Annotated in this window: 14 protein-coding genes and 1 riboswitch; of the genes, 3 read left to right on the top strand and 11 right to left on the bottom strand. The window is 43.7% G+C overall.

Features of this window, described 5'->3' with window-relative positions; translation table 11 throughout:
- Position 1: 1 nt before the first annotated feature.
- Positions 2–808 carry a methyltetrahydrofolate cobalamin methyltransferase gene (locus QR40_RS24945; protein ID WP_044297264.1) on the top strand — a complete coding sequence of 269 codons (807 nt, stop codon included), beginning with the start codon at positions 2–4 and terminating at the stop codon, positions 806–808.
- A 38-nt stretch (positions 809–846) separates the two neighbouring features.
- On the opposite strand, the gene QR40_RS24940 is transcribed toward QR40_RS24945, so the two are convergent.
- Together QR40_RS24940 and QR40_RS24935 are read right to left on the bottom strand one after the other, a co-directional pair.
- Positions 847–1545: a GntR family transcriptional regulator gene (locus QR40_RS24940; RefSeq protein WP_044297263.1), complete on the bottom strand. Its 699-nt coding sequence runs from the start codon at positions 1543–1545 to the stop codon at positions 847–849.
- 3 nt (positions 1546–1548) lie between these two features.
- Entirely contained in the window at positions 1549–2205 is a 657-nt protein-coding gene (locus QR40_RS24935) for a cobalamin B12-binding domain-containing protein (RefSeq protein ID WP_160295872.1), read from the bottom strand.
- Positions 2206–2487: 282 nt separating this feature from the next.
- On the opposite strand from QR40_RS24935, the gene QR40_RS24930 reads away from it, so the two are divergent.
- Positions 2488–4215, top strand: a complete 1728-nt coding sequence (locus tag QR40_RS24930) for an IS1634 family transposase (protein ID WP_044297261.1) — start codon at positions 2488–2490, stop codon at positions 4213–4215.
- A gap of 231 nt (positions 4216–4446) precedes the next feature.
- The gene (locus QR40_RS24925) at positions 4447–5115 is read left to right on the top strand and encodes a DUF1638 domain-containing protein (protein ID WP_027294923.1); all 669 of its coding nucleotides are present in this window, start codon (positions 4447–4449) and stop codon (positions 5113–5115) included.
- Here QR40_RS24925 and lpdA read toward each other — a convergent pair whose 3' ends face one another.
- From lpdA to QR40_RS24880, 9 genes are all read right to left on the bottom strand, one after another.
- Positions 5116–6477: a dihydrolipoyl dehydrogenase gene (gene lpdA / locus QR40_RS24920; RefSeq protein ID WP_044297310.1), complete on the bottom strand. Its 1362-nt coding sequence runs from the start codon at positions 6475–6477 to the stop codon at positions 5116–5118. It lies immediately after the preceding gene.
- A gap of 44 nt (positions 6478–6521) precedes the next feature.
- Positions 6522–8021 carry an aminomethyl-transferring glycine dehydrogenase subunit GcvPB gene (gene gcvPB, locus QR40_RS24915; RefSeq protein WP_044297260.1) on the bottom strand — a complete coding sequence of 500 codons (1500 nt, stop codon included), beginning with the start codon at positions 8019–8021 and terminating at the stop codon, positions 6522–6524.
- The gene (gcvPA, locus tag QR40_RS24910; protein WP_044297259.1) at positions 8021–9337 is read right to left on the bottom strand and encodes an aminomethyl-transferring glycine dehydrogenase subunit GcvPA; all 1317 of its coding nucleotides are present in this window, start codon (positions 9335–9337) and stop codon (positions 8021–8023) included. Before gcvPA ends, gcvPB begins: the two co-directional genes overlap by 1 nt.
- 26 nt (positions 9338–9363) lie before the next feature.
- Positions 9364–9741, bottom strand: coding sequence for a glycine cleavage system protein GcvH (gene gcvH / locus QR40_RS24905; RefSeq protein ID WP_027294927.1), 378 nt, complete (start codon positions 9739–9741; stop codon positions 9364–9366).
- A gap of 48 nt (positions 9742–9789) precedes the next feature.
- The gene (gene gcvT / locus QR40_RS24900; RefSeq protein WP_044297258.1) at positions 9790–10896 is read right to left on the bottom strand and encodes a glycine cleavage system aminomethyltransferase GcvT; all 1107 of its coding nucleotides are present in this window, start codon (positions 10894–10896) and stop codon (positions 9790–9792) included.
- Between the two features lie 201 nt (positions 10897–11097).
- Positions 11098–11180, bottom strand: a riboswitch (glycine riboswitch).
- 119 nt (positions 11181–11299) lie between these two features.
- Entirely contained in the window at positions 11300–12367 is a 1068-nt protein-coding gene (locus tag QR40_RS24895) for a uroporphyrinogen decarboxylase family protein (protein ID WP_044297257.1), read from the bottom strand.
- 30 nt (positions 12368–12397) lie between these two features.
- On the bottom strand, positions 12398–13495 hold the full coding sequence (locus QR40_RS24890; protein WP_044297256.1) for a uroporphyrinogen decarboxylase family protein: 1098 nt from the start codon (positions 13493–13495) through the stop codon (positions 12398–12400).
- Between the two features lie 71 nt (positions 13496–13566).
- The gene (locus QR40_RS24885) at positions 13567–14418 is read right to left on the bottom strand and encodes a carbohydrate ABC transporter permease (protein WP_027294931.1); all 852 of its coding nucleotides are present in this window, start codon (positions 14416–14418) and stop codon (positions 13567–13569) included.
- 2 nt (positions 14419–14420) lie between these two features.
- Complete coding sequence (locus QR40_RS24880; protein ID WP_027294932.1) at positions 14421–15302, bottom strand: carbohydrate ABC transporter permease; 882 nt, start codon at positions 15300–15302, stop codon at positions 14421–14423.
- Between the last annotated feature and the right edge of the window lie 14 nt (positions 15303–15316).

Below are 15316 nucleotides of genomic sequence, written 5' to 3'. Positions count from 1 at the left end.
GATGATTATTATTGGAGAAAAAATAAATGGAGCTATCCCCTCTTCTGCCGCGGCTATTACAAACCGCGACGAAGATTTTATACGGAATCTTGCAGTCCGCCAGACAGAAGCCGGTGCGGACTATCTGGATATCTGCGCGGGAACCGATCCTTCCTGTGAACTTGAAGTGATGGAATGGCTGATAGAAATCGTCCAGGATACTGTGGAGACCCCTCTTTGTATTGACAGCCCCAATCCGGAAATTTTAAAAGCAGTCATGCCAAAGGTGAAAAAACCGGGCATTATAAATTCTGTATCCGGCGAAGGAAATAAATGCGGGATCCTCTATCCGCTTCTGACTGATAATGAATGGAAAGTAGTGGCTCTGACCTGCGACGACAACGGTATACCATATGATGCGGAAAGTAAAGCATCCATCGCAGATCAGCTAATTGAAAAAGCAGGCACTTACGGCATTACCCCGGACCGTATCTTTATCGACCCGCTGGTTATGGCTTTAAGCGCTGTTAATGATTCCCTTCTTGTATTTACGGATGCCATACACCGGATTAAAACAAAGTACCCCGATGTTAAGACCACATCTGGACTGTCCAATATTTCCTTTGGTATGCCACACCGTAAAGCGATCAATCTGAATTTCCTCACCCTTGCCATGAATGCCGGGATGGATTCCGCTATCATTGATCCTACAAACCGGGATACCTATACCACTCTTCTGGCAGCAGAAGCTCTGTTATGCAGGGATAAATACTGCCGTAATTACAATACAGCATACCGCAAGGGACGTATCGGACCGATAAAAAAATAGCAAAAAGTGCGCCCGCATATGGAGCGCACTTTTCTATATTAACCAGGGAAAAATCCCGAATGAGCTGTCAAATGGCCACAGTCCGGATGAAGGTAACGTTTTCCAAAGGCAACCGGCCGTTCCATTTCATCATACAGATAACGGTAGATGACCAGTACCGAAGTTCCTTCTTCTAACATCAGCCTTTTTGCAACTTCTCCGGTTACGGCTGCTATGCCAATTTCCATTTTTGTATGAATTGCAAATGTTGATACTTTATTTTTTACCAGATCAGGGAAGTCCGCATACTGAATTTCCATTTCGATTAAAGGCATACCTTTTTGATATGGGAGATACATCAAATCACAAAGCATATTTTTCTTAGTATTAAAGAGAATCCGCATGATGGACACTACGCGCTGACTTGGATCAATGTGCAGTGCTGACTGAACTTCTGCTTCCGGGTGGAGCAGACGTATATATTGCAGTTTGCTTTCCAGTGCTTTGTTATGCTCTTCGTAAACAAACGTGAACTTCGCATGTTCCGGTTCAATTACAAAATATCCTTTTCCGTGCCATGATTTTACAATACGCTCATTTTCCAGCATTCCAAGACTTTTGCGGATGGTAACTCTGCTGGTATTATATTTTGCGGCTAATTCATTCTCTGAGGGAAGCATATCGCCGGGCTTGTATTCCCCTTCAAAGATAGCGCGCTTTACGTCACTAAAAACATGTTTATATAATGCTTCGGCCATAGACTAATCTGCCTCCGTTTCAAATATCCATTTTTTACAGAGTGCAGAACCATCCAGTAAATCACCGGAATAAGCGTCTGCCCCTATATTTTCTGCCATTTCTGCCGTAATACAGCAGCCGCCGACGATAATTTTAATCTGATCCCTCAGACCTTCCTGGCAGATCAGGTCTATGGTTCTCTTCATAGAGGAAACTGCAAAGTTCATGATGCCGCTCATCCCCACAACTTTAGGAGCATAGGTGCGGATGCTGTCTGCAAATACTTTGGGAGATGTATCCGTACCAAGGTCAATGACACGGATTCCCTGCGCTGCAAGCAGACTGATAAAAATATCCTTTCCAATATCATGAACATCCCCTTCTACAGTACCCATTACCATACAGGGTGTATCACTGGAAAGTGAGATGTCCAGAATTCCGGGAACGATTACACCGTAATGTTCAATTACACTGCGAAAGATAATTCCTGACATAATCAGGTCTGCAATAAAGTATTCTCCTTCTTCATACCGGTTCCCTACCAGCTTTACGCCGGTCTGCAAAAGATCCAGAATAACCATCCAGTTTACACCATTTTGCATGAGCTGATCGGTGAGCTCCAAAGCCTTGTCCTCATCCAGATCCTCAATTGCTTTCACAAATTGTTCATTCAGTGTCATAATCATCACCCCGCCTTGCCTGTATAATAATTTGAATTTTCTTCCAGAGAATATATGTATAATATTATATAGGATTATTTTGCATTTGTCATATGAATTTTCTTAATTTTGGGTCAAACTTATAAAGTTATAAAAGGCGGATAGTATTCGGGCGTTTGACACATCCATCAATCCAAAAGTACTTCAAAGCCTTATTGTAGGCTTATTTTTTTGTCAACTTTTTTGTTTTACTATCTAGTAATATTTAGTGATTTGTGCTATACTGGTATAGAGGTGATTATTATGCGAATTACAACATCTAAATCAAAAAATTCAGAATCCTTTTACATTACCAAATCCTATACCAATGACCAGGGAAAAAGTACTTCGAAGACCATTCGAAAATTGGGCACTCTGGCAGAACTTTCAAAACGTCTTGGTACCGACCGGGACGGTGTAATGGCATGGGCTAATGAACAGGCACGTCTCGAAACACTGAAATATAAAAGTGAAACCGAAGATGCTGTTATTCTGATCCCTTTCCATTCCAATCGGCTCATGGATTATAACAGAAAAAAACTTTTTACCGGTGGCTATCTTTTCCTCCAGTCTGTTTACTATGGGCTTAAGATGGATTCTATCTGCCGTAAAATCAAAAGCCGCCATAAGTTTGAGTATGATTTAAATGCCATTCTCTCTGATTTGATTTATACCAGAATCCTGGATCCTTCCAGTAAAAGTTCTTCTTTCCGGGCGGCAAAGCACTTCCTTGAAACACCGACTTATGAACTCCATGACATATATCGTGCACTTTCCATTCTGGCAAAAGAAATGGATTTTATTCAGGGGGAAGTATACAAGAACAGTTTTTTCCTGGAAAACAGAAATGACAGAATCCTTTATTATGACTGTTCAAACTACTATTTCGAAATTGAGCAGGAAGATGGGGATAAAAAATACGGGAAAAGCAAGGAACACAGACCAAACCCGATTATCCAGATGGGACTCTTTACGGATGGTGACGGATTACCGCTGGCTTTTTCTCTGTTTCCGGGTAACCAGAATGAGCAGAAATCACTAAAACCTCTGGAGTCTAAAATCCTACAGCAGTTCGGATGTGAAAAGTTTATTTACTGCAGTGATGCAGGTCTCGCTTCGGAAGATAACAGAGTGTTTAACCATTTGGGCCAGCGCTCCTTTATTGTTACACAATCCATCAAAAAACTTCCAGCGGAGGAGCGCAAATGGGCGTTGAACCGGAGTGGTTTTAAACACTTATCCGATGACACGCCTGTCGACTTCTCCCTGCTGGCAGATGCTGATCAACAAAGCCTCTTTTATAAAGATGAACCCTATACAACCAAAAAGCTCCATCAGAGACTGATCATAACTTACTCTCCAAAGTATGCGGCCTATCAGAAAGCAGTTCGCGCAGAACAGGTTGCAAGAGCAGAAAAAATGGTTGCCAATGGCTCTTTAAAACGGCAGCGTAAAAATCCAAATGATCCGGCAAGATTTGTAAACAAGCTGGCCGTAACCACGGAAGGGGAAAAAGCAAAAGTACACTATTTTTTAGATTTGGATAAGATTGCAGAAGAAGAAAAATATGATGGTCTCTATGCCATCTGTACCGACCTGCTGGATGATGACGTGACAGATATCCTGAACGTCAGTGAAGGCAGGTGGCAGATTGAAGACTGCTTCAGAACCATGAAAACAGATTTTGAGGCAAGACCGGTTTACCTTGCACGTGATGACCGCATAAAGGCCCATTTTCTCACATGCTTCCTTGCATTATTACATTTCAGGCTGCTGAAACGCACCTTAAAGGGTACCTATACCACAGAGCAGCTGCTTCAGGTGTTAAGGAGCATCAATTTTGCTGATATAGAAGAACAAGGCTTTATGCCTGTATATGAACGGCAGGAAATAACAGACGATCTGCACAAGGTCTGTGGTTTCCGAACAGACTATCAATTTTTAACGAAACGTAAGATGAAAGAAATTCAGAAAAAAAGTAAAAACAGATAGAACATTACTATATTTCATGTATGGGGCATAAAGTGCCACAAACCCATTATTTTCAAGGGGTTGTGGCACCTATAAATCCCTACATGTGTCAAAGATGGGATTATATAGGATTATTTTGCATTTGTCATATGAATTTTCTTAATTTTGGGTCAAACTTATAAAGTTATAAAAGGCGGATAGTATTCGACCGGCTCCCATCGGATACCACACAGATAGTACGGAGGTGTTACCATGAAAACTATATTGATCGCATGCAGAACCATTGAAAGAGAATTAAAAAAAGCAATTCAGGATACCGGCATTTCCTATCCCTGCACCTGGCTGGAATCCGGGCTTCATAATTATCCTGAAAAGCTAAGAGAATCACTGCAAAAATCCCTGGATGAAGTATCTGCAGACACAGACCGTGTCATCCTTGCATTTGGCTACTGCGGCAATGCAGTAAACGGGCTGAAAACCGGAAACTTTCAGCTGATCCTTCCAAGAGTAGACGACTGTATTACCCTGATGCTCGGATCATTTAAGAAACGCCAGGAAATATCCTCAGAAGCTGCATCCTATTTTCTTACGAAAGGCTGGCTGGACGGCGAACGCAATATCTGGGCTGAATATGTATATACACGTGAAAAATACGGAGAGCGGAAAGCAAAACTCATTTTCCGCTCCCTGCTGTCAAATTATAAACGGCTGGCAGTAATTGACACTAAGGCATATCATTTACCGGCCATTCTCCCGGAAACAAGGCATATCGCAGATGAATTAAATCTCACCCATGAAATCATTGAAGGGAATGACAGTTTTATAAAACAGCTTCTTACCGGACCTTGGACAGATGACCGTTTTCTGGTCATCGAGCCACACCATGCCATAACTAACCAGGATTTGATGGTTTTTGGCTGATTACAAAAGCTCCGCAGCCTCCCATATCCCTTCAGAGAAAGTAGGATGTGGGTGGATGACCGATCTGATATTGTTCTTTGTCAGTCCCCCTGCAATCGCAAGTCCGATCTCCCCGATCATGTCAGTAGCTCTTGCACACATCATCTGCGCTCCCAGTATTTGTCCGGTATCCTTTACTGCCACTAATTTGATAAATCCCCTATCCTGGCCGGTAAGCAGGGACTTTCCATTTGCAGACATCAAATATTTCGACGTAATTACTTCAATTCTGCTGTCTTTCGCTTCCTGTGCCGTCATTCCCACACAGGCTATTTCCGGATTTGTGTATACACAGGCGGGAACGGTGCCCAGATTCATCACAGCCTCTTCCCCATTCATGTGGCAGACAGCATTGATTGCTTCCGCACTTGCCATATGGGCCAGGGAAATCCCGCCAATGACGTCTCCTGCCGCATAAATATTATCGTAATTCGTCTGGAAATTTTCGTTTACCTTTATCTTGTCCCGTTCCATTTCCACAGACATCTGATCTCCAAAAAGTCCTTTGGTACATGCTTTTCTGCCGGCAGCCATTAAAACGGCCTCTGTCTCAATCTCCTGTCTCTCTCCTTTTACTTGAAAGGAACAGTGAAGACCGTTGTCATCCCATATTTTTTCCAGGTTCGCCTGGGTATAAATGATGACGCCGCGCTTTTTCATAATCATTTTCAGATTCTGCCCGATTTCCTTATCCATATTGGAAAGTATGCGATCCATTGCCTCTATCACCACCACCTCAGTACCAAGTGCCTGGTAAATGGATGCAAATTCCATGCCAATCACACCACCACCTATAATCACAAGCTTTTTACAGGGTTTCTTCCTTTCTAATAGCTGATCGCTGTTAAAGACACCTTCCAGGCTGGCACCTTCTACCGGAAGATCTGCCGGAACCGATCCGGTTGCAATCAGAATGTATTTGGAAGTAAGCAGTTCTTCTCCCGTCCATACCGTATGCGCATCCCTGATCTGTCCCGATCCCTGATAAAAACTAATTCGGTTTTTGTTAAAAAGCATATGGATTCCACTGCCAAGCTGTTCAACTACTTCATCTTTTTTCGACTGGATTTCCTCCATATTATAGGAAATGGATTCCGCGTGAATTCCAAATGCCCCGCTGCTTTGCAGTTCCCGGAAAATCTCTGCACTGTGTACAATTGTCTTTGTCGGAATACATCCTCTGTTCAGACAGGTTCCCCCTGCCTCTTTATTTTCTATGACTGCAGTCCGCATTCCTGTTTTAGCAGCTTTTATCGCTGCCACATACCCTCCCGGGCCAGATCCGATCACTGCCAGATCATAATCATATTGATTTTCTGCCATCTTCCTGAACTCCTTTTCATTAGGTGCTTTGCATTGTATGCCCTTTAATTTTGCCATCCCGATTCATTTTCCGGAATATACCGCAGCTTTGGCTTCCTTGCGGCTTTTACTTCATCCGGACGCCCGATTATTGTACTGCCCGGAGACTGATGGAGCTTTTGTGGATTTTCATAAGCCTCACGGTAGATTTTCAGCAATATATCCACGGCATCGTCCAGGGTTTCTCTGGATTCCGTCTCCGTAGGCTCAACCATAAGTGCTTCCGGAACAATTAAGGGAAAATACATAGTTGGTGGATGAAGCCTGTAGTCCAGCATAGATTTGGCAGCATCCATTGCAGTAACGCCCGTCTCCTGCTTCATTTTAGCCAGAGACATTACGAATTCATGCATACATGGACCGCCGTAAGCCATCTCATAGTGACCTTTTAACCGGTGCATCATATAATTGGCATTCAGTACTGCCGCCTGGGACGCTTCTTTGATCCCTTCCCTTCCCAATGTAAGAATATACGAAAGGGCTCTCACGACCACCAGAAAGTTTCCGTAAAATTCTTTTACCATGCCTATGGATTCGGGTGATTCCATTAAATGAAGTTCGAATCCTGAATCGTCCATGCCGGAAATCAGGGTGTTCTGGTCGGTGGAATGACTATTCTGACACACTCTGGGCCCCGGAAGATAGGGCATCAGAAATTCCATGCAACCACAAGGTCCGCTTCCCGGTCCGCCTCCGCCATGTGGCGTAGCAAACGTCTTATGAAGATTCAGGTGGACAATGTCAAATCCCATGTCTCCGGGTCTTACAATCCCCATTACCGCATTTAAGTTGGCACCGTCATAATAATTCAGCCCTCCTGCTTCATGCACAATCCTGGTTATCTCCAGGATATTTTTATCAAACAATCCCGCTGTATTCGGATTCGTAAGCATTAATCCTGCCGTATCTTCTCCCACTGCAGCTTTAAGCTGTTTTAAATCGACGCATCCATCTTCCATGGAAGGGATATTCACGATCGTATATCCCGCCATGGCGGCACTTGCTGGATTTGTCCCGTGTGCCGAATCCGGAACAATCATCTTCGTTCTTTTTATATCCCCACGTTTTTCATGGTATGCTTTTATAAGCAGCAGCCCCGTAAATTCGCCATGTGCTCCTGCCGCCGGCTGAAAAGACATACCATCCATTCCGGTAATTTCACAGAAGATTTCCTCAGCCAGTTTCAGAACTTTCAGACATCCCTGGATGGTTTCCACAGGCTGTAGTGGATGGATCTCTGTAAATCCGGGCAATGCTGCTATATCTTCATTTACTTTGGGATTATACTTCATGGTACAGGAGCCTAACGGATAGAAGCCTGTATTCACACCGTAAGTATTCTCTGCCAGTTTTGTATAATGCCTGCTGATATCAATTTCTGACATCTGGGGCAAATTCAGTTTTTTCTCCCGTTCCATCCCCTTATGCTGCACTGCCGGGACATCACATTTCCAGAGGATATCACATCCCCTGCCGCAGACGCTTTGTTCAAAAAGCAGTTTCATTATTCCCGCACCTCCTTTAAGAATGCCGTCAATTTATCCATCTCAGCTCTGGTATTCATTTCCGTGGTACACCACAGGATCTCTCTGTCAGACAGCGGCAATCCCCCCAGAATCCCCTGTTGTTCCAAATAATTTAAGGCCTTTTCTGCCGGCACCGGAGTCCGCGTGACAAATTCATGAAAGAACGGTTTCTGATATTTTAATTCATATCCAGTCTTTTCTAATTCCTGCTGCAGGTAATGGGCTTTCGCTGTACACTGCCTTGCCGCTTCCTCCATTCCTCTGCTCCCCATAACTGCCATATAGATAGCCGCCCGGAGGGTACAAAGTGCCTGATTGGAACAAATATTGCTTCCTGCCTTTTCTCTTCTGATATGCTGTTCCCTTGCCTGCAGGGTCAGGACAAATGCACGGTTTCCCTTTTCATCGGTGGTCTCTCCCACGATTCTGCCCGGAAGTTTTCTCGCCATGGAAGACCTCACTGTCATAAATCCCTGATAGGGACCTCCAAATCCAAGCGGCAGACCAAGGGGCTGCCCGTCACCAACCGCCACGTCCGCACCATACTCACCCGGTGTTTTCAGGACTGCCAGCGCAATCGGATTGCATCCCATAATCAGCATTGCCCCGCTCTTATGTACAATCTTTTCTATATCCCCATAATTTTCAAGTATACCATAATAATTGGGCTGCTGAACATAAAAACAGCAGGCATCCTCTGTCATTGCCGCTTCCAGCGCCTGAAGGTCTGTTTCACCTGACTTTTCGGGCACGATCAGAACTTCTGAACCATTTCCAAAACAATAAGTCTGAATCGTGCGAATCACCTGGGGGTTTACAGCGGCAGATACTACTATCTTGGTTCGTTTCCTGTCACGGCACATGGCTGCTGCCTCAGCAGCTGCGGTAGCCCCGTCATAAACGGAAGCATTGGATACGTCCATCCCGGTCAGTTCGCAGATCATGGTCTGATATTCAAAAATAGACTGCAGAATTCCCTGGCTGATCTCTGCCTGATAGGGTGTGTATGCAGTGAGAAATTCCTCCTTTTGTGAAATCTGATTCACCGCAGATGGTATATAATGATGATACGCACCTGCCCCCCGGAAAATATGCCGGAATACCTTATTCTCATTTGCCAGCTCCTCCATCCTGCGCAACACTTCCATTTCTGAACAGCCGGGCGGAATATTCAGATCTCTATTTAATTTAATTTCCTCCGGTATCCCGGAAAATAAATCCTGGAAACCTGTATAACCCATAGTTTTTAACATCTGCTCCTGTTCTTCCCTCGTGGAAACAACATATGATCCCATACAGCGACCCCCTTTCTTATCATTTTTTAAAGCTGCTCTGTATATTCTTCGTAACTTTGAGCATCCATATATTCTTCTTCCTCTGTGACCTCCTCTACTTTAATAAACCATGCACCGTAAGGATCATCATTTATCAGTTCCGGACTGTCCAGCAGCTCCTCATTAATCTCTGCTACCCGTCCGGTGACCGGAGAGAATATTTCCGATACTGCCTTCACAGACTCCACATCCGCAAAAGGATTTCCAACAGAGATTTCGTCCCCTGTCTCCGGAAGATTTACAAATACCAGATCTCCTAATGCGTCCTGGGCATAGTCTGTAATACCAATTACCACGATTCCGTCTGCTTCTTTTCTAATCCACTCATGGGATTTCACATAATTTAATTCCTTTGGATAATTCATAGATTCCTCCTATCACGTGTCTGCCGCTTGCTGCGGCTCCGGATTTATTTACCTGTTTCCTGCTGCTTCCTGCTTTTTTCTGTAAAAAGGTAATTCCACTACCTGAGCTAAAACCTTCCTGCCCCTTACAACTGCTTCTACTTCGTCACCAGCTTTTACTCTATCCCGATCCAAAAGCGCCATAGCAATGGAATACTGTAATAGTGGAGAATACGTTCCCGAAGTAGTCTTCCCAATCAGACTTCCCTCCCAGTAAATATCAGCCTGTTCTCTTATAATTCCCCGTCCTGTTACTTTCAGTCCCATTCTGTGCCTGGGATAACCAGCCCCTTCCTCCAAAGCTTTCTTTCCGATAAAATCTTCTTTTTTCATTTTTATAAAGTTTTCCAGCCCCGCTTCGCACGGTGTGATCTGTTCATCCATTTCATGACCATAAAGGGGCATAGCAGCTTCCAGTCTGAGTGTATCCCTGGCACCAAGTCCGCAGGGCAAAATCCCTTCTGCCTCTCCAAGTTCCATGAGAAGATCCCAGATTATAACTGCATCTTCCGGTTTACAGTAAAATTCAAATCCCTCTTCCCCGGTATACCCTGTTTTTGAAATAGTACAGGGGATTCCTTTTATCTGACCTTTAAAATTCGCACTGTAATACTTTTTCGGAATATCCTTTTCGGATACCGCATTTTTAATTACCGCTTCTGCTCCAGGACCCTGAAGTGCAATCTGCGCCGTGAAGTCTGAGATGTCCATCAACTGCACATCTCCAAAACGATGCTGATTCATCCAGGCAAAATCTTTTTCCCTATTAGCCGCATTTACCACAATAAAGTAATCTTCTTCTTTGATCTTATAAACGATCAGATCATCCAGAATTCCTCCCCCTTCGTTACACATGGGACTGTACCTTGCCTCCCCGTCATACATATTAGTAAAATCATTTGTCAGAAGATAATTTAAATTTCTCAAAGCATCCTTTCCCCTGCAAATAAATTCACCCATGTGGGAAACATCAAACAATCCGCAGTTCTTCCGCACTGCCATATGTTCTGCAATCACTCCCGCATCATATTGAACCGGAAGCTGATAACCTGCAAAATCCACCATTTTTCCTTTCTGACTTACATGTCTTTCGTAAAGCGGCGTCTTACGCTCCATAGTTTTCCTCCTTTTTTACTGACTCCACCCACACCGAAACACACAAAAAAAGACGGGCTGAATAAATGAAGATATACTTCATTCATTCAATCCGTCTCTGTCCTTTTACCTGAAAGATTAGTCCATTCCTGCATACGTCAGAAAATGACCTGTACCGGGAACAGATTTACTTCGTTGGTGCTGCTGCGCTCTCCAGAGATTCGTCCAGATCTGGTTCTTTTGCCTGAGAGTTTCCATACTTTCCCCTTCGGCGCTATCTGCATAGTCTCTCCCAAATCCTTCTACCGAATATGCTATTTTAATTCCGTCACTTGTGTATACCAGTGCCTGCTTCTATAGATTCATCCTATCATAGAGCATATGGTACGTCAACCATATTTTTCCCGGAGCGTACTATTTCAGCTTAAATCTGTGTTTCGCTGAGAAGGACGCTTTCTTCCTTTGCTCCTGCACTCATCGCCATCACATTTTCAAATGGCACATTTGGAAGCAGCGCCTCATGGCTTGGGGATACGATAAACTTACCTTTAAAGATATCGCGAAGTCTTAATACTTCTTCTTTTACCTGACTGCCGTTCCCAAAGGGCAGCAGTTCCTGAGTATCCACACCTCCCATAAATACCAGCTTTCCTCCATATTTTGCCGCCAGATTTTCTGCATCCATTCCTGCTGCTTTTGCCTGAAGGGGATGAAGGATATCAATGCCCGCATCGATCAGTTTTGGAATAATCAGATCTATGGCCCCGCAGGAATGCATGGCTGTTTTCAGCCCCTCTGCCTTTATTCCCTGAACGATTTCCGTGAGATAGGGCAGTACAAATTCATCAAAACTCTCCGGACTGATCAGAAGACTTAACTGAGTGCCCAGATCATTTCCAAAAAACGCTGCGCTCAAATATGGTTTTGCCTGCCACAGGTAACGCCGGTTGGCTTCCAGATAAAAATCTACAATATGGCGTGTTGCAGCATGTACTACCTCCGGATCGGTATACATCTTAACAAAATAATTTTCCATTCCAAAAAAATCACATAATACATGAAAAAACGGACACCACATCCCGCCAAATACTGCCATACCTTTTTCATATGCGTATCTGCTATCTTCCAGACAATTTGTAAAATCCAGACATGCAGGATCTGGCCAGGGAAACGCTTCTATTTCTGCAATACTTTCACAATCAGCAAATATCCCGCCGCTTCCAAGACTTTTCCTCTCCTCGTTAAAACAGTTCCACATAGGTGATCCATCCGGACTTTTCCAGCACTCCGGATCCAGTTCGGGACTCAGCCATATCATATCGGAATTAATTTTCAGGTTAAAATCAGCTTCTGACTTCCCGTTATTTCCAGTAATACCTGTTTCCTGATAATAGATCTTTTTCGCTTCATCCGAAGGGTGCCCTACCCAGAATCCATTTACTTCACAGCTGTTTCCTGCAATCGCTGCTTCAATCAGTTCTCTTCCCCACATAGTTTCTTCCTCCATGACCCGTTCGTTATATTATTCGTAGATACAACAGGCAGCTTCCTGCGCAAAAGCACGGATTAACTCAGGATCCGCATCAAAGAAATGATCGGAAGGTGCCAGGATAAAACCACCATTTTCTCCCGCCGCCTCAAAACATTCTCTAACCCTGCTTCTGGTTGCCTCCCGGGAACAGCCATTGAAAAAATGAAACTGATCGAATCCCCCGATCATACAGACCTTTTTCCCAACTCTGCGTTTTGCCTCTTTTAAATCTGCGTCCCCTCCCATATCCACAGGCGTAAAAGTTTCCATTGCATTGGGACCCATTGCTGCAATGTCCTCTAAGATCGGCATCATTCCACCGCAGGTATGATATACTACCCGTATGTTCTTCTGCTGGATACCATGAATAATCGGCGTGTCAAACGGAGCAACAAACTCCTGAAATATGCCTGGGGATATCACCGTGGTAGATGCATCCCCACCGCCCATTTCTAATATATCATACTTACATCCATCCAGCGTATCTACATAATCCAGTTTGCGCCTCTGTAAAATTCCCAGCACTTCCTTCACCCACTGTGGATCGTCATATGTTTCCATGATCAGATCCTGTATTCCGAAAATGCATGCCAGATCCTGCCAGCAGCCCGGCTGTCCCGAAATATCAAAACATGGTATAAAACCACGGATCAGGCAGTCCTGATGTTCTTTTGCTTCTTCATTGATTTTACCCACGTCCGCCCTGGGACTTGGAAGGTACCTCGCCAATATTTCAATATCTCCTTTCTCTTTGAGCAGGTGTTCCGTCACCCAGGATGTATATTGATTATACTGAACAACCATCGTAAAGGTTTTCTTAGGCGTGTGAATCTTATAGCGAACAGTCCGGTAACCCGTGGTATTTACGGGTTCTTCTTCTATTCTCCAGTTTTCTTCCTGTTCCCTGGTATAAAACGAGTGATTGACCCAGTGTATGGGATCCAGTCCCATCTCCCGGAAAAATTCCCGGTCATTGCATCCCCCCATATAAGTATCCCGGAAATATTTCATAATATGATGGGTCGTTGCCGGAAGCCTGTCGGGACAGCCCCCGTCCAGTGCTATTAATAATCTTTCTTTACTTGTCATAATTTCCTCCTTCAAAGCAGTCCATTAAGCATTTACTGGGATTCTAAACTTTGTGGGCTGCCAGAATATATTTACCCCTTAATCGCGCCATCTATCATTGAGTTAATAAATTGCTTTCTGAAAATAAGAAAAATAATCAATACCGGAACAATACTGACAAAAGATACTGCACAGACTGCACCGTAATTTACATTATTTTTACTCATCATATAATACATGCCCATGGTGAGCGTCCTGAGATTTCCACCTGTGGTAAAGATTAAAGTAATAATAAACTCATTCCAGATGGTAACAAAAGAGATCATGGCAACAGCAATCACTCCCGGCAGAATTACCGGCAGAATAATTTTGGTCAAAAGCTGGAATCTGCTGCATCCGTCAATCATTGCAGCTTCCTCCAGCGTAAAGGGAATTGCTTTTAAATAATTCTGCAGAACCATAATGGAAAATGGCATTACCGACGGCAGATACAGTAGAATTAATCCAAAGAAATTATCAACCAGTCCCAGTTTTGTATAAACGGTAAACAGGGGAATCAGGTTTACAAGTCCCGGAATTAACATAGGACATACCACAAAGCCTATAAAAAAGCCCTTTCCCCGGAATTTATATCTGGAGAATATATAAGCTGCAAAGGTCGCAAACAATATCCCGATCACAGTAGAGATACAGGCAAGCCCCAGCGTAGAAAGAATATTCTGTCCCAGATTCTGGGTTTCAAAGACATGCTTGTAATTCTCAAGGGTAAGCCCGGAAAAAAACTTAGGGGGATATGTAAAAATCAGGTTCTGCGGCTTTAAAGACGTAAGAAATCCCCATAATAACGGCACAAGCATATATGCTGAAACCAGGATCATGATCACATGTTTGATCACTGCAAATATTTTTTTCTTCATATTTTTATTTTTCATGCCCACTGCCATACTTAATCCACCCACTCTCTGCTTTTTTTATTGATATAGAAATAGACAAATACAATCAAGATGTTGATCACTGCCAATACCATGGAAATTGCAGATGCATTTGTCAGATGGAAATTCGTAAACGCCTCTTTAAACATATAAAGTGCCAGCGTTTCCGTACTGCGAAGAGGGCCTCCATTTGTCAGCACCAGTAGCATTCCGGACTGGCTGATGAAATTAATAATATCCAGCAGCGTGGTTACCAGCAGGATGGGGCTAAATATAGGAAAGGTAATATACCAGAATGCCTGAAGACCGGAACAGCCATCCAGCTTCGCCGCCTCCAGAAGTTCTTTGGATACATTTTGCAGACCAGCCAGAAGCAGAATGGTGGAATAAGCCAGCTGCTTCCACATAGTCACCATGATTACTGCAATCATGGCATATTCCGGTTTCGTAATCAGATTGCTTACCCTTAGATGTAAGGGTTCAAACAGGTAATTCAGGACACCAAAATCCGCATTCAGCATCCATTTCCAGGAAAAACCGGCAACTACATCCGATACAATCCAGGGAATGAATAAAATTGTCATATAGACACCCATTCCCTTAATCTTGCTGTTTAAAATCAGCGCCACGATAACCCCTAATACAATTACAACAATTGTTGCCACAATTACAAAGTACCCTGTATTTCTCATGCTCTCCCAGAAATTTGGATCTTTTAGTATCATCTTGTAATTCTTAAGTCCTACAAATTCCATTTCTCCGGTTCCCGGCATGACGTTCTGGGACGACAGATACACCGTATATGGAAAGGGCAGGTAGGAAAACAACAAGAGAATGCAAAAGACCGGAGCTACCAGAAAATAGGGCAGATAGGATTTCTTTTTTGTATGGAACATATACCTTCCTCCTG

The sequence above is a fragment of the Robinsoniella peoriensis genome (assembly GCF_000797495.1).
Lineage (GTDB): Bacteria > Bacillota > Clostridia > Lachnospirales > Lachnospiraceae > Robinsoniella > Robinsoniella peoriensis.
The sequence above is the reverse complement of the archived record's forward strand: the minus strand, read 5'-3'. Positions and strand labels throughout refer to the sequence as shown.

Excerpts from the sequence above, each read along its gene's own strand:
- QR40_RS24945 (WP_044297264.1), top strand. The coding sequence starts at position 2 with ATGATTATTATTGGAGAAAAAATAAATGGAGCTATCCCCTCTTCTGCC.
- QR40_RS24940 (WP_044297263.1), bottom strand. The coding sequence starts at position 1,545 with ATGGCCGAAGCATTATATAAACATGTTTTTAGTGACGTAAAGCGCGCT.
- QR40_RS24935 (WP_160295872.1), bottom strand. The coding sequence starts at position 2,205 with ATGACACTGAATGAACAATTTGTGAAAGCAATTGAGGATCTGGATGAG.
- QR40_RS24930 (WP_044297261.1), top strand. The coding sequence starts at position 2,488 with ATGCGAATTACAACATCTAAATCAAAAAATTCAGAATCCTTTTACATT.
- QR40_RS24925 (WP_027294923.1), top strand. The coding sequence starts at position 4,447 with ATGAAAACTATATTGATCGCATGCAGAACCATTGAAAGAGAATTAAAA.
- lpdA (WP_044297310.1), bottom strand. The coding sequence starts at position 6,477 with ATGGCAGAAAATCAATATGATTATGATCTGGCAGTGATCGGATCTGGC.
- gcvPB (WP_044297260.1), bottom strand. The coding sequence starts at position 8,021 with ATGAAACTGCTTTTTGAACAAAGCGTCTGCGGCAGGGGATGTGATATC.
- gcvPA (WP_044297259.1), bottom strand. The coding sequence starts at position 9,337 with ATGGGATCATATGTTGTTTCCACGAGGGAAGAACAGGAGCAGATGTTA.
- gcvH (WP_027294927.1), bottom strand. The coding sequence starts at position 9,741 with ATGAATTATCCAAAGGAATTAAATTATGTGAAATCCCATGAGTGGATT.
- gcvT (WP_044297258.1), bottom strand. The coding sequence starts at position 10,896 with ATGGAGCGTAAGACGCCGCTTTACGAAAGACATGTAAGTCAGAAAGGA.
- QR40_RS24895 (WP_044297257.1), bottom strand. The coding sequence starts at position 12,367 with ATGTGGGGAAGAGAACTGATTGAAGCAGCGATTGCAGGAAACAGCTGT.
- QR40_RS24890 (WP_044297256.1), bottom strand. The coding sequence starts at position 13,495 with ATGACAAGTAAAGAAAGATTATTAATAGCACTGGACGGGGGCTGTCCC.
- QR40_RS24885 (WP_027294931.1), bottom strand. The coding sequence starts at position 14,418 with ATGGCAGTGGGCATGAAAAATAAAAATATGAAGAAAAAAATATTTGCA.
- QR40_RS24880 (WP_027294932.1), bottom strand. The coding sequence starts at position 15,302 with ATGTTCCATACAAAAAAGAAATCCTATCTGCCCTATTTTCTGGTAGCT.